This window comes from Shimia isoporae, from assembly GCF_004346865.1.
Taxonomy (GTDB): Bacteria; Pseudomonadota; Alphaproteobacteria; order Rhodobacterales; family Rhodobacteraceae; genus Shimia; species Shimia isoporae.
Window position 1 is genome coordinate 647,172 of record NZ_SMGR01000001.1, and the last position, 14,263, is coordinate 661,434.

The 14,263-nt window shown below is 56.4% G+C and carries 13 protein-coding genes; 11 read left to right on the top strand and 2 right to left on the bottom strand.

Translation table 11 applies throughout. The annotated features are described in order from the left end of the window. The first annotated feature begins 3 nt into the window (after positions 1-3). The 7 genes from gltS (at position 4) to glmM (ending at position 10,332) form a co-directional block, all read left to right on the top strand. On the top strand, positions 4-1,215 hold the full coding sequence (gltS, locus tag BXY66_RS03215; RefSeq protein WP_132858731.1) for a sodium/glutamate symporter: 1,212 nt from the start codon (positions 4-6) through the stop codon (positions 1,213-1,215). 9 nt (positions 1,216-1,224) lie between these two features. Next, positions 1,225-3,450, top strand: coding sequence for a glycine--tRNA ligase subunit beta (gene glyS / locus BXY66_RS03220; protein WP_132858732.1), 2,226 nt, complete (start codon positions 1,225-1,227; stop codon positions 3,448-3,450). Positions 3,451-3,532: 82 nt separating this feature from the next. Then, positions 3,533-6,073 carry a putative PEP-binding protein gene (locus BXY66_RS03225; protein WP_132858733.1) on the top strand — a complete coding sequence of 847 codons (2,541 nt, stop codon included), beginning with the start codon at positions 3,533-3,535 and terminating at the stop codon, positions 6,071-6,073. Positions 6,074-6,223: 150 nt separating this feature from the next. Beyond that, entirely contained in the window at positions 6,224-6,865 is a 642-nt protein-coding gene (locus tag BXY66_RS03230; RefSeq protein WP_132858734.1) for a cell wall hydrolase, read from the top strand. 143 nt (positions 6,866-7,008) lie between these two features. Next, on the top strand, positions 7,009-7,938 hold the full coding sequence (locus BXY66_RS03235) for a dihydroneopterin aldolase (RefSeq protein ID WP_132858735.1): 930 nt from the start codon (positions 7,009-7,011) through the stop codon (positions 7,936-7,938). Between the two features lie 38 nt (positions 7,939-7,976). Next, positions 7,977-8,996, top strand: coding sequence for a dihydropteroate synthase (gene folP / locus BXY66_RS03240; protein ID WP_132858736.1), 1,020 nt, complete (start codon positions 7,977-7,979; stop codon positions 8,994-8,996). After that, positions 8,986-10,332, top strand: coding sequence for a phosphoglucosamine mutase (gene glmM, locus BXY66_RS03245; protein ID WP_132858737.1), 1,347 nt, complete (start codon positions 8,986-8,988; stop codon positions 10,330-10,332). The genes folP and glmM overlap by 11 nt, the downstream gene beginning before the upstream one ends. On the opposite strand, the gene BXY66_RS03250 is transcribed toward glmM, so the two are convergent. Then, positions 10,329-11,243: a DMT family transporter gene (locus BXY66_RS03250; protein WP_132858738.1), complete on the bottom strand. Its 915-nt coding sequence runs from the start codon at positions 11,241-11,243 to the stop codon at positions 10,329-10,331. The two genes, glmM and BXY66_RS03250, sit on opposite strands and share 4 nt — an antisense overlap. Before the next feature lie 97 nt (positions 11,244-11,340). Between BXY66_RS03250 and BXY66_RS03255 the strand changes: the two genes are divergently transcribed. Together BXY66_RS03255 and BXY66_RS03260 are read left to right on the top strand one after the other, a co-directional pair. Next, positions 11,341-11,646, top strand: a complete 306-nt coding sequence (locus BXY66_RS03255; protein ID WP_132858739.1) for an ArsR/SmtB family transcription factor — start codon at positions 11,341-11,343, stop codon at positions 11,644-11,646. After that, positions 11,643-12,092 carry an SRPBCC domain-containing protein gene (locus BXY66_RS03260; RefSeq protein ID WP_132858740.1) on the top strand — a complete coding sequence of 150 codons (450 nt, stop codon included), beginning with the start codon at positions 11,643-11,645 and terminating at the stop codon, positions 12,090-12,092. The genes BXY66_RS03255 and BXY66_RS03260 overlap by 4 nt, the downstream gene beginning before the upstream one ends. 50 nt (positions 12,093-12,142) lie before the next feature. On the opposite strand, the gene ilvC is transcribed toward BXY66_RS03260, so the two are convergent. Beyond that, positions 12,143-13,165 (bottom strand): ketol-acid reductoisomerase, encoded by a 1,023-nt coding sequence (gene ilvC, locus BXY66_RS03265; RefSeq protein WP_132858741.1) that lies wholly within the window; start codon positions 13,163-13,165, stop codon positions 12,143-12,145. 141 nt (positions 13,166-13,306) lie between these two features. Here ilvC and BXY66_RS03270 point away from each other — a divergent pair, with 141 nt between their 5' ends. Further along, complete coding sequence (locus BXY66_RS03270; RefSeq protein WP_132858742.1) at positions 13,307-13,762, top strand: Lrp/AsnC family transcriptional regulator; 456 nt, start codon at positions 13,307-13,309, stop codon at positions 13,760-13,762. Then, positions 13,759-14,247, top strand: coding sequence for an Lrp/AsnC family transcriptional regulator (locus BXY66_RS03275; RefSeq protein WP_132858743.1), 489 nt, complete (start codon positions 13,759-13,761; stop codon positions 14,245-14,247). The genes BXY66_RS03270 and BXY66_RS03275 overlap by 4 nt, the downstream gene beginning before the upstream one ends. The last annotated feature ends 16 nt before the right edge of the window (positions 14,248-14,263 follow it).

Sequence of the window (14,263 nt, forward strand, 5' to 3'; positions counted from 1 at the left end):
ACAATGGAAGACGCGATTTCTGTATCAGCAATGTTGACGGCAACCGTTGGGTTTGCCGTCTTTCTTTTAGGGGCAGGAATAACGCGGCAGGTGCGCTTGTTGCGGGAGTTCAATATTCCCGAGCCTGTGACAGGGGGGCTTATTGCCGCTATCTGCTTCACGATCTTCACTGCGATCAGTGCGCGGGCGATCGATTTTGACATGCAGTCGCGGGACTACTTTCTCGTGTTGTTTTTCAGTGCGATCGGGTTGAATGCACGATTTGGCGATTTGATACGCGGTGGGCGTATTCTTGCTTTATTGCTGTTGCTGACGTTCGTGGCGATCGTAGTGCAGAACATCATCGGAGTGGCCAGTGCCAAACTGTTTGGCATGCCGTTTCAGACCAGTGCGCTTTTTGGTTCGGCGGCCCTGATCGGCGGCCATGGCACCGCGATCGCATGGTCGCCCAAAATTGCGGAAGCCGCCAATTTTGAAGGCGCCCCAGAGCTGGGCATTGCCATGGCAACGCTGGGTCTTATTTCGGCTTCGCTCGTCGGCGGTCCGATCGCACGCTATTTGGTAACGCGCAACAATCTGACGTCTTCGGAAACCCATGATACGGCGATTGTCGGTGTGTCCTTTGAGGACGAAAACAAGCAATCTGACATCACGCATGTCACCCTGATGCGAGTCACTCTGGTGTTGCATGTGACGATTATTGGCGGTGTTTTCCTTCAACGTGGTCTGGCCGACCTTGGGCTGATGTTACCGCTGTTTGTGCCCTGCCTGATGGTTGGGATAGCCGTTGGAAACGCCTATGATCGCTTTTTACCGAACTCGCCCGCAGTTTCGCGCTCGACCACTTTGGCCGAGATCTCGGATTTTGCTTTGGGCACGTTTTTGGCGATTTCGCTGATGACAATCAATCTGGCCACACTGAGCGAACTTGGTTTCGCAATTCTCGGCACGATTACGTTGCAGACAGTTTTGACCGTCATTCTAGTGATTCTTCTCCTGTTTCCGGTGCTGGGACGCAATTATGACGCGGCTGTATTGGCCTCAGGCTTTGCGGGCTTCTCTTTGGGTGCAACGCCCACTGCAATCGCCAATATGACGGCAGTGACCAAACGATATGGGCCTGCACCGCTCGCCTTTGTGGTTTTGCCCTTGGTTTCCGCCTTTTTTGTCGATATCGCGAACGCGGTTGTCATCCAGATGATTGTAGACTTCTAAGGACCCGCTATGCCTGATCTGCTGATCGAACTATTTTCCGAAGAAATCCCCGCGCGCATGCAGGCGCGGGCCGCTGATGATCTGCGCAAGAAGGTCACAGATGGTTTGGTGGAGGCCGGTTTGACCTATGGTGGTGCACAGGCGTTTTCCACTCCACGTCGGTTGACGCTGGCGGTTGAGGACCTCCTGGCGGAAAGCCCGACAGTCAAAGAAGAGCGCAAAGGCCCGAAAGTGGGCGCGCCGGAGAAAGCGCTGGAAGGCTTCCTGCGTGGTGCGGGTGTTGCACGTGAAGACCTCGAAGAGCGCGATACGCCGAAAGGTGCCGTCTATTTCGCGACGATCACCAAACCGGGACGCCCAGCAGCAGAGATTGTTGCGGACGTATTGGAAGACGCGATCCGGAACTTCCCGTGGCCGAAGTCCATGCGCTGGGGGGCAGGCTCATTGCGCTGGGTTCGCCCGTTGCATTCCATTCTTTGTGTTCTGTCCTCGGAAGAGGGGCATGATGTTGTCGCGCTGGACATCGATGGCATCAAGTCTGGGGACACTACCGAAGGCCATCGTTTCATGGGAAGCGGTCGGTTTGCAGTACACGGTTTTGAAGACTACGAAGCAAAGCTCAAGCGTGATCGCGTGATCCTTAACGCCGATGAGCGCGCCGAAGCAATCTGGACTGAAGCCACCAACATGGCTTTTGCACAGCGCATGGAGGTTGTCGAAGACAAAGGCCTGCTGGCCGAGGTGGCGGGACTGGTTGAGTGGCCTGTTGTCCTCATGGGGGATATCGCAGAGGACTTCCTCGGATTGCCGCCGGAGGTTTTGCAGACATCGATGAAAGAACATCAGAAGTTCTTCTCGGTAAAAAATCCGAAGACCGGCCGGATCGAAAAATTCATCACGGTGGCCAATCGCGAAACTGCGGACCACGGCAAGACGATCCTTGCTGGGAACCAGAAAGTGCTTTTCGCCCGTTTGAGCGATGCGAAGTTCTTTTGGGAGAATGATATCCGCGTGGCGGCCACTGGCGCGGCACAATGGCTTTCGAGTTTGGACAATGTCACATTCCACAACAAGCTGGGCAGTCAGGGCGACCGCGTTGGCCGGATCGCAGCTTTGGCGGCTGAGATGGCAACAGTTGCCGGCGCGGATGCCGCGCTGGCGGATACAGCTGCACGGTGGGCCAAAGCTGACCTCAGCTCCGAAATGGTTTACGAGTTCCCTGAGTTGCAAGGGCTTATGGGCCGTTACTACGCCGAAACCGCCGGTCATCCGGCCGAAGTCGCCGCCGCCGCCGAAGAACACTACTCACCTCTGGGCCCGTCTGATGATGTGCCGACGGCTGCGGTGTCCGTTTCCGTCGCTCTTGCCGATAAGCTTGACACGCTGACCGGGTTCTGGGCGATCGACGAGAAGCCTACGGGGTCCAAGGATCCGTTCGCGCTGCGTCGAGCTGCGCTTGGGGTGATCCGACTGGTGCTTGAGAATGGCCTGCGTATGCCGTTGGACGCGCACTTTGAACGTCAGTTGCTACGTCACGAAGCGCATCAGAGCGAAGACGACATGCTCGCAGAGGTGTTGGCCAAGGACATCGAGAATGAAATCGCGGAGCATGGTGTTTTGGGTGCGGTTGTTAACACTGTGAAAGCGGCTGTGGATGGCGCACTCCCCAAACACATCGAAGCGCTGCGGGACAGCCTGCCGGATGTCTCCGGCGATTTGCTCGGATTTTTCCATGATCGCCTCAAGGTTTACTTGCGCGATCAGGGTATTCGCCATGACGTGATTGATGCCTGCATTGCGATGCCGGGCAACGACGATTTGGCGTTGTTGGTGGCGCGTGCAAGGGCGCTGCAAGACTTCATGTCCACTGAAGACGGCGAGAACCTGTTGCAAGGCTTCAAAAGGGCCAACAACATCCTGAGCCAAGCCGAAGAAAAAGACGGCGTTGAATATTCCTTTGGTGCGGACGTGAAATTCGCTGAGGACGAGACCGAGAAGGCTCTATTTGCCGCGCTCGATTCCGCGGAGGGAGCAATTTCCGATGCGATAGCATCGGAGGACTTCGCTTCGGCGATGGTCACAATGGCGTCGCTACGGGCCCCAATTGATGCGTTCTTTGAGGCCGTTCAGGTCAACAGCGACAACGAAGTGGTGCGCCGAAACCGTCTGAACCTGCTGTCTCGCATCCGCGGCATTTGTCTGCAGGCGGCGGATTTGACGCGGGTCGAAGGCTGAGACTTAAGTCGATTGCGAGGCAGCAAAAGCTTGCCTCGCACGCTTTCAGGCGTATTCTGCGCATCCAAAGCGAGGTGCCGCAGTGCAGCAGAACAATCCGAACATAACCCTGATCACACCTAAAGCGCCGGTGGCTGTGGCCACTCATGGCGGTCGGGCGAAATGTTTGCAGCGTTTGGTAAGGCTGGATTTGCCTGTGCCGACTACAGTGGCGCTGTCCTTCGATGCAGTGCACGAGATTGCCGCGGGAAACGTGCCCGACATGGCAGCGATGGCAGCCGCATTTGAAGATGGTCAGCTTTTGTGTGTGCGTCCCAGTTCGGAGGACCCCGACTGGGGTGGGCCTGGCGCTATTCTGAACATCGGGATGAACGCTGCGCGGCATCGGGTCTTGTCGGAGGAGATCGGTCCAGAAGCGGCAACCCGCCTGTATCTCAAGTTCATCCAGTCTTATTCGACACATGTGGCGCGTCTTGATCCGGACATTTTTGACGACATCGATCCGCGTGAAGAAGGAGCGCTCGAGGATTATCTGGAGGCTTACGAGGACGAGGCGGAAGAGCCGTTTCCTCAGGATCGGGATGTCCAGCTTGCTGGCGTTCTCAAGTCGATGGCGCGTGCTTGGGAAGGTACAACTGCCCGCCTATTGCGACAGGCCAAAGGTGCGCCCGCAGATGCCGGTTTGGGGCTGGTCATTCAGGCGTTGGCGCTTGGAGTTGGCAACGGTGAAAGCGGATCAGGTGTGTTGCAGTTGGTGAATAGCGACAGCGGTTATCCCCAAATCACCGGACGGTACATGAGCCAAGCGCAAGGGCGAGATGCGCTCCAGACCGGTGCAGAAGCTTTGTACTTGCAAGCGGACGAGCGTGGCCCATCGCTTGAAGAACACGCACCGGAGGTTTTTGCCAAGCTCAAGGACTACGCGGCAGTGATGCGTGTGAAGCTGCGCGAGGAAATGGAAATGGAATTCACGCTCGAAGACGGTGTGATCCACATTCTCGACGGCGTCCGTGTTCAAAGGACCGCTCGGGCGGCAGTTCGGATCGCGGTCTCGTTGGCGCAGGATGGCATCATCCCCGAGCAGGATGCCGTGATGCGGATTGAGCCACGCGCGCTCAATGAATTGTTGCACCGTCAAGTCGATCCGGAGGCAGAGCGCGACGTGATCGGAGACGGCATTGCCGCCAGTCCCGGCGCGGCAACTGGCAAAATCGTGTTTACTGCAGCGGAAGCACAGGCGAGCAAGTCGCGCGGAGAAGCGTGTATTTTGGTACGTCGGGAAACCAACCCCGAAGATATCCGAGGCATGCACGCCGCCAACGGCGCACTGACAGAGCGGGGCGGAATGACCAGCCATGCGGCGGTGATCGCACGTGGGCTCGGGTTGCCCTGTGTCGTGGGCGCGTCCAGCCTGAAGTTCCAGACCAGCAAGAAGCGGCTGATTGCGCAAGACGGACGCGTTTTCCAAGAAGGCGATGTGATCACGGTGGATGGCACCAACGGCCAGGTGCTGGCCGGTGAACCATTGATGATGGAAGCCGCACTTGATGAAAGCTTTCAGACACTGATGGGCTGGGCGGATGAAAATCGTGACATAGGTGTTAGGGCCAACGCGGACACGCCAGCAGATGCACGGACAGCGCTGGTCTTTCAGGCCGAGGGAATTGGTCTGGCGCGTACGGAACACATGTTCTTTGAGGCCGATCAGTTGATCGCGATGCGCGAGGTGATTTTCGCAAACGACCCCGAGGGTCGCAGTGTGGCGCTGCAGGCTCTTTTGCCGATGCAGCGGGAGATGTTTGTTGAGTTGTTCGAGGTCATGGATGGCAGGCCAGTTTGCATCCGACTTTTTGACCCGCCCTTACATGAATTCCTGCCGACGGACCGTTCCGGCTTGAGGGATCTGGCGGAAGCGCTCGGTCTTTCCTTGAGCACCGTGACACGGCGTGTGGAAGAACTCGGCGAGTATAACCCAATGCTTGGTATGCGGGGTGTTCGCCTCGGAATTACGGTGCCTGAAATCCTCGACATGCAGGCGCGGGCGATCTTCGAGGCGATGCTGGATGCGGCTGGCGAAAGCGAGCCGGTTGTTCCCGAGATCATGATCCCGCTCGTTTCCGCAAAACGCGAAGTTGAATTGGTCAAAACCCGGATCGATGCGGTTGCTGCGGCCGTGCGCACAGAGCGTGGAAGGGACTTTGAATACAGACTTGGCGTTATGGTGGAGACGCCCAGGGCAGCCCTGCGTGCTGAAGACATCGCGCAACACTGCGAGTTCTTCAGCTTCGGCACTAACGATTTGACGCAGATGACCTATGGTCTGTCGCGAGATGATGCGGGTCGCTTTATGTCGCCATATGTACAGCAAGGCGTTTTTCCGGAAGATCCGTTTCACACGCTGGATCAGGAAGGCGTGGGGGAATTGTTGCGCCTCGGGGCTGAACGGGGGCGAAAGGCTCGGGCCGATCTGACGCTTTCTGTTTGTGGCGAACATGGTGGTTCACCCGAATCAATTGCCTTTTGCAGGACTATCGGCATGGACTATGTGTCCTGCTCCCCGTTCCGAGTACCCGTTGCCCGCTTAGCGGCGGCCCAATTGGCGATTCGTGACAAAATTGAATAAAATAAGGTGCTTCCGCCGTTTTTTGGCCATCAGTAAAGCTTCAAAAAATCAAGCAAAATGCTCTGACGTTTACCATTTTTACGTTTTGAGCTAATAAAACGGCCGTTGTGATGCGGGGGGCAAGCCGCATTCGGTAACTGTGAGGTTGAAATGCGGACCGTAGTTCTGGCTATTGCGGCGGCCTTTGTGTCGTCCAGTGTTGCATTTGCTGAAGCACCTGCTTCTGGCAAAGAGGCAGTGGGAAATCCGAAAAAAGTTGTGCTTTTTGACGGAAAATCCCTGCGCGAGATCTTTGTGCCGAAGAAGAAAAAACCAACCGAGATCACTTATAGCCGCGCGTTCGTCGACAGCTTGCCCAAGGTCGAGGACAAACACCGTTCCGATGAATTGGTTTGCTTGGCCGAGGCACTGTATTTTGAGGCTCGCGGTGAAGGTGTGAAGGGTCAGTTCGCGGTGGCGGAAGTCATCATGAACCGAGCCGAGCACGGGAGCTTTCCCGATAGTGTCTGCGGTGTGATCAAGCAGGGTACGGCCTCAGGGCGCAAGTATCAGTGTCAGTTCACCTATAACTGCGACGGTGTGACCAACCGCATTCACGAAAAAGATGCCTATGAGCGCGTTGTGAAGGTAGCCTATTTGTCGCTGGACGGCGTGCCTCGCGGTTTGACGGATGGCGCAACACATTATCACACCAAGGCGGTCAGCCCACGGTGGTCGCGAACTTTTCCGCGGACCGCGACCATCGGCGTTCACCACTTCTACCGTATGCCAACGCGTTTGACGCAGAACTGACATCGGCGAACAAATGAAACGGAACCCGTGCTATTGCGCGGGTTTTGACGTCTTTGGACTATGGCGTGCCGCCAAATGCTCTGTTATGCGCGCGGCAACAGACATAGTCTGATTAGTGCCGGACAAAACACGGGAGTGGCGTCATGACCAATGAAATTCGCCTTGCCTTCGCGCATCCATCGGAGCGCTCGGAAGCTATGGCCGATGGCGAGCCGCTGGATCGGATTTCCTTGCGCGATCATACCGTCGAAGTGGAGATCGGCGCGTTTCAGGCAGAGCGTGGAACAACTCAGCGGGTATGTTTCAACGTTGTGGTTGAAGTCCGTCCCATCACAGCTCCTGTGGACGATGATGTTGACCGCATTCTGTCATATGACAAGGTAACGGAAGCCATTGCTTTTGAACTTGCTGCAGAACGCCTGAATTTGCTCGAGACGCTTGCGGCACGGGTCGCAGATCGTATCCTGCTTGAACCGCAAGCGATGCGAGTGTTCGTGCGCATCGAGAAGCTTGACCGCGGACCTGGCGCACTGGGTGTGGAAATTGTGCGGAGTCGCAAGACGCATTTGACCCCGGTGGAGGAAATCGAAGAGGAAGAAGCGCCGCACCCGCGTGTTGTGTTTGTTTCCAATGCCGCGATTGAGTCGCCTCTGCTAACTGGCTGGATTGATCAACTGGCTTCGCAAGGCGCGCCTTTGATTTTCTGCGTTGGCGTTTCAGATGTGACGGCGCCTCAAACCGGCCACAAGATGACGCAGAGACGGGTGGATCTTTTAGCAATTGAGCAGAACGCATGGCGGCTCGCGGCAAAAGACGAACGCTGCGTTGTTGTGGACACACGCACCGAACTTGATTGGGCCATGAAGAACGGGCAAATCTGCGTCTGGGCGCCTTCCAAGGTCGTGCTGGATGCGGTGGAGGGTCCTCCCGCGGATACGACGGACGGGCTTGAGTTGTGCCAATGGTTCGCGGCCGAAATGGAAGGTTTGCAGCTGTGTGTAATTGGCGCCCATGGGCCTGAAGGAGCAGATGTACCGGTTCGGATGATTGCTCTGGATCAGGCAACGCTCTAAGGCTTGAGTTTTGCCGGATTTGAGCGCATGGAACGAACATGACGACGTATTTTCGTGCGATCCCGCAGACTGACCTGGCCCGACCTGACAATGCACTGACATTGGCTGGTGGTTGGTCATGGTTTACACATGTCGAAGTATTGCGGCGCGATACGGCGCCACGTGTTGCGCCGGCAACTGAGGTGCCAACTGACGTGTTGGGCCACATGACGGCGCAGCGTTCGTCTGTCTCCGGGCTTGATCTTTCGCGACCGCAGATCATGGGCATTTTGAATGTGACACCGGATAGCTTTTCCGATGGCGGGCAGCATGTCGGCGCGTCGGCGGCGAGAGCGCATGCGGTCAGGATGATGGGTCACGGTGCTGCACTTATCGACGTGGGCGGTGAAAGCACGCGGCCCGGTGCGGAACAAGTTGATATAGAGGAAGAGATATCAAGAACGGCGCCGGCGATCAGGGCCATACGCCAAGAAAGCGAAGTACCGATCAGCATAGATACCCGTAAAGCGGCAGTGGCAAAGGCGGCTATTTCAGCGGGTGCGACATTGGTGAACGACGTCGCGGGGTTTACCTTCGATCCTGATCTGGCGCCTTTGGCTGCAACTCACGGCGTGCCGGTTTGCGTGATGCATGCTCAAGGAGATCCGCAAACCATGCAGGCGAACCCGCGATACGATGACGTCCTTCTGGACGTTTATGACTTTCTTGAAACACAAGTTGAGGCTCTCATCGGGCTGGGCATAGCGCGGGATCATATAGTGGTTGATCCAGGTATCGGGTTTGGCAAGACTTTACAGCATAACCTTGATTTATTGGGGCGCATTAGTCTTTTCCACTCGCTGGGCTGCGCGGTTTTACTTGGGGCGAGCCGTAAGCGATTTATTGGCACAATCGGCAATGCACCGCTCGCAAGCGACCGGGCGCCGGGCTCAATTGCCGTGGCGCTTGAAGCGGTTGCGCAGGGCGTTCAGATTGTGCGTGTGCACGACGTGGCGGAGACCGCGCAGGCGCTGGGCCTCTGGCAGGCTGTGACGACAGGAGATATTGATGACGCGTAAGTTCTTTGGCACCGACGGGGTGCGCGGTACGGCAAACACCTACCCGATGACCGCCGAAATGGCATTGCGTATCGGCACTGCAGTGGGCCGGTACTTCCGCAATGACGGAACCAATCAGCACCGCGTTGTGATCGGCAAGGACACCCGTTTGTCCGGATACATGTTCGAAAACGCGCTGACTGCGGGTTTGACCAGCACAGGCATGAACGTCTTTCTCCTTGGACCGGTTCCAACGCCGGCAGTCGGTTTGCTGACGACGTCCATGCGCGCGGACCTTGGCGTGATGATTTCCGCCAGCCACAACCCCGCCGAAGACAATGGGATCAAGTTCTTTGGTCCGGATGGCTTCAAGTTGTCAGATGAAGCGGAACTAGAGATTGAAAGGCTGATTGAAAGCGGGGTGGAGCCAGCGCAGGCCGCTAATATTGGCCGCGCGACGCGGATCGACGATGGCCGCTTTCGCTACATCGAGCGGGTCAAGAGTTCATTGCCGCGAGCGTTGCCCTTAAGTGGGGTCAAAGTCGTTGTCGATTGCGCCAACGGAGCAGCCTATCGCGCGGCGCCGGAGGCTTTGTGGGAACTTGGAGCTGAGGTGATCCCGGTGGGTGTTTTTCCTAACGGGCTCAACATCAACGAAAACTGTGGATCGACCAACACGCAGACTGCCTGTGAAGCGGTTGTCGCGCATGGTGCAGATGTGGGTATTTGCCTGGATGGCGATGCGGATCGGGTGATGATCATTGACGAGACCGGCCACGTGGCCGACGGCGATCAGATCATGGGGTTGTTGGCAGCCCGCTGGGCCGAGAAAGGTCAACTTAAGGGGGGCGCGCTGGTTGCCACTGTGATGAGTAACCTTGGACTAGAAAGGTTTCTCGAAGACAAAGGGCTGCGGCTGGAACGTACTGCGGTGGGCGACCGCTACGTCGTGGAAGCAATGCGCAAGGGCGGGTTCAACCTCGGGGGCGAACAGTCCGGTCATATTGTCATGACGGACTATGCTACTACAGGCGATGGGTTGATGGCTGGCTTGCAGTTCGTTGCGGCTATGGTCGAGAGCGGTAAGAAGGCATCCGAGTTGAGCAAAGTCTTCGAGACGGTGCCTCAGATGTTGAAGAACGTGCGTTACGGTGAGGGGCAGACTCCACTTGAGGTCGCATCCGTGCAAACGGCGATTTCTGATGCCGAAGCGGCATTGGTTGGCAGTGGTCGGTTGTTGATCCGCAAGTCCGGTACAGAGCCGTTGATCCGAGTGATGGCGGAATGTGAAGATGCCCAATTGCTTGAGCGCACGGTGGATTCCGTTGTTGAGGCGGTAGTTGCAGCTGTGTCCTAGGCGCTTTGAAATAGCCTGCGCAGGCTGTTCCACTGGCTGACGGCCAGACCGATCAATACCAATACGAGTGCAACGTAAAAGCGCAGGGGCAGTTCCTCGGAAAGCACCACTGCGCCAAAAACCATTGACCAGATTGGCACTTGATAATTTACGAGGGTCATGAAGACCGAGCCCGCGGTCTGGATAACCTGTATGCGCAGTAGTGTTGCAGCGGCGGTCGGGATCAGACCCAGGAACAGGATCGCGCCACCCGCGCGAGCGCCTTCCCACGACGGCACACCATCAATCAGTAGCATGAGGGGTACCAAAGGCATTGCTCCAACAAGCAGTGAAAGCGCCGAAAGAACCATCGGGTCGATTGGAGGGCAACGGCGCGTAGCCGTGGACGAGATCGCATAACAAAGAGCGGCGGTCAGGCATGCGACCTGCGCTAGGGGTTCGTTACCCTGTCCGAGGTTTGCAAGGCCGGGACCAATCAGCACGAGAGCGCCACAGAACCCGATGAGTACGCCAATGAGACGGCGCGGAATCAGCTTTTCGTCGGAGAAGAAATGCGCAAGTGGCAGGACGAATAGAGGCACAGCCGCCATCGACACTCCTGCAAACGCCGAAGGAACATGTGACAGCCCCCAACTGAGCAAGACAAAGGGAATGGCTGTAGAAAAGAGGCCGATCCAGAGAATGCTTCGCGCCAAACTCGGTGTGATCTTGGGGATTTTGCGGCCCGTTAACGGCAGGAGAGCAAGAAGGCCTAAGGCGCCAAGCACGGTGCGTGCGCAGGCGACTGTCATTGGTGGGTAGCCCTCCAGCGCAATGGCCATGACCATGAACGTACCACCCCAGACAAAGCCGAGCAGCGCGATGTTAAACCAGCTTGAAGCAGTTGGTGTCGGTAGGGCTGTGGTGGACATGAATACTCGTTCAAATGCGGCGCCGTCAGTTAGCTGTGTTGTGGTGTGCGGGTCAAACGGGTTTTGACATTTCGTAAGTAATTACTTACGGTAAGTCATGGCTTACGATTCGACATTTGCCGCTCTGGCTGATCCGACCCGAAGAGCGCTTTTTGAGGCGCTCACGCGGAAACCTGCGGCGGTGGGCGTTTTGGCAGATGCTTTTCCGGTTAGTCGTCCGGCGGTTTCCCAGCATCTGAAGGTACTTACAGATGCTGGTCTGGTCACCATGCGAAAGGAAGGCCGCTCAAATATTTATGCTGTACGGCGGGAAGGGCTGTCCGAAATCAGAGCATATCTGGATCAGCTTTGGGGTGATGTTTTGAGAGAGTTTTCCGACGAGATAGAAAGGAGACACTTATGACCGAACCCATAATTAAGACGGTTGTAGTGAGGTGCGATGCCGCGCGGGCCTTTGAGATCTTTGCGCAGGAAACTTCAAGCTGGTGGCCATTGGGTGGGCATGCTGTTTCAGCGCGCGACAACAAGGCGGCACTTGCCGTGACTATAGAACCCAACGTTGGGGGAGCGGTTTATGAAACCATGCACGATGGTAGCCGAGCCGATTGGGGGACGGTTCTCGAATATGTTTTGGGAGCGCGGTTGGTAATTACCTGGCACCCAGGAACTAAAGCGGAAAACCCGACAAAGGTGGCGGTCGATTTCGAAGATGTGCCTGGTGGGCAATGTCGCGTGACACTCACGCATTCCGGCTGGGAGCGCTGGGCGGACCGTGCCGAGGACATGCGCCGAAATTACGATTCTGGTTGGGATTTCGTGCTTGGCGAGCGGTTCGTCAGCGCCTTCTGAAAAAAGAAAAAGGGCGCCCAGAGGCGCCCTATCCAGTCTGATCGGGGAGATCAGTTCTTTTCCTTGTCGACCATTTTGCCAGCCGAAATCCACGGCATCATGCCGCGCAGCTTTTCGCCCACTTCTTCGACGAGATGCTCGTCGTTGATGCGGCGGGTGCCTTTGAAGAACGGCTGACCAACTTGGTTTTCCTGCATGAAGTCACGCACGAACTTGCCCGTCTGAATGTCGGTGAGAACAGCTTTCATGCGGGCTTTGGTTTCGTCGTAGGGCAGGATCCGCGGGCCGGAAACATACTCGCCGTATTCCGCAGTGTTGGAGATCGAGTAGTTCATGTTTGCGATGCCGCCTTCGTAGATCAGGTCGACGATCAGCTTCATTTCGTGCAGGCATTCGAAATAGGCCATTTCGGGCGCGTAGCCAGCTTCGACCAGCGTTTCAAAGCCCATGCGCATCAGCTCGACCACACCGCCGCAGAGAACTGCCTGCTCACCGAAGAGGTCGGTTTCGCATTCTTCGCGGAAGTTGGTTTCGATGATGCCTGAGCGGCCACCGCCGATGGCGGAGCAATAAGACAGGCCGATTTCCAGCGCTTTGCCGGAAGCATCGTTGTGAACTGCCACAAGGCAAGGCACGCCACCACCTTTGGTGTATTCGCCACGTACGGTATGGCCCGGACCTTTAGGGGCCATCATGATTACGTCGACGCCCTCTTTTGGCTCGATCAGGCCAAAGTGAACGTTCAGGCCGTGTGCAAAGGCAATCGCGGAACCCGGCTTGATGTGATCATGGACGTATTTCTTGTATGTTTCTGCCTGCAATTCGTCGGGCATCGTGAACATGATCACGTCACACCATGCCGCTGCTTCGGAAATACCCATCACTGTCAGGCCTTCGGCTTCGGCCTTCTTGGCGGATGCGGATCCTTCGCGCAGAGCGACGGCAAGGTTTTTGGCGCCGGAATCACGCAGGTTCAAAGCGTGGGCGTGACCTTGGGAGCCATAGCCGAGAATGGCGACCTTTTTGTCTTTGATCAGGTTAATGTCGCAATCGCGGTCGTAGTAAACGCGCATGATAGGCGCTCCTTTTGCTGGTAGAGACGGTGTTTGCGGTGATCATAGGCGTGAGAACCACAAGATCGAGCTGAAATATTCGTATTTCTTGCCTTTATCTCGAGGTTTTCATTCTCGATACTTTCCGATATTGAGATTTTCATGCTTGATGATCTGGATCGCCGTATTTTGCGGTACATGCAGGATGACCCGACTCAATCGCTGCCGGAATTGGCGGACCGATTGACCCTCACCACTTCGCGTCTGTCGCGGAGACTGGATAAGTTGCGTGACGCAGGCATCCTGCGTGGGCAAAGGGCTGTGATTGACTGGCAAGCACTTGGCTATGCCGTTGAGGTGTCGTTGCGGGTGACACTGGACAAGACGCAGCCTCGCGCCTTTGATGATTTCATCGAAGCCGCACGAGAGATCCCCGAGGTGACTGAGATTCAGACATTTCTCGGACAGGTGGACGTCCGATTGTCGGTGATTGCCAAAGACATGGGACACTATCAGGAGGTATACCGCAGCCGCATTCTGACTTTGCCCCATATCGCCGACATTGAGTCTCTGATGCACGTTGCGCGGATAAAATCTGAAGAAAGCCTGCCGGTATGATCGACCTGGACGAGATTGACCGCGGTTTGTTGGCTGCCTTGGCTGAAGACGCGACACAGAATGCTGGTGCGTTGGGGCGGAAATTCGGGTTGAGCCAGCCCGCGACCTGGCGACGGATCAAAAGACTGACCGACAGTGGGGTGATAGCGGGACGCAAGCTGGATCTGGATCGCGAGAAACTAGGGTTCGGCGTGACCGTATTTTTAGGCGTTAAGTTGGCAACTAAAGGGCGGGTTTCATTGGAAGACTTTGAACGCGCGGTAGCGGCCATTCCCGAAGTGCAGACGGTCGAGCACGTTTTGGGAATGTATGATTATCGCTTGCGGGTTGTCGCGCGGGACATTGCGGATTTTGAGCGCGTTTTACGCCGAAGGGTGATGACTTTGCCGGGCGTGGGAAATGTCGAAGCGAATGTCCTGCTGAGTGAAGAGCGACGGCCAGGCCCACTTGGTCAAATTGTAAAAACGAAACAAACCGAACATTAACAGCTTTAGTGTATGC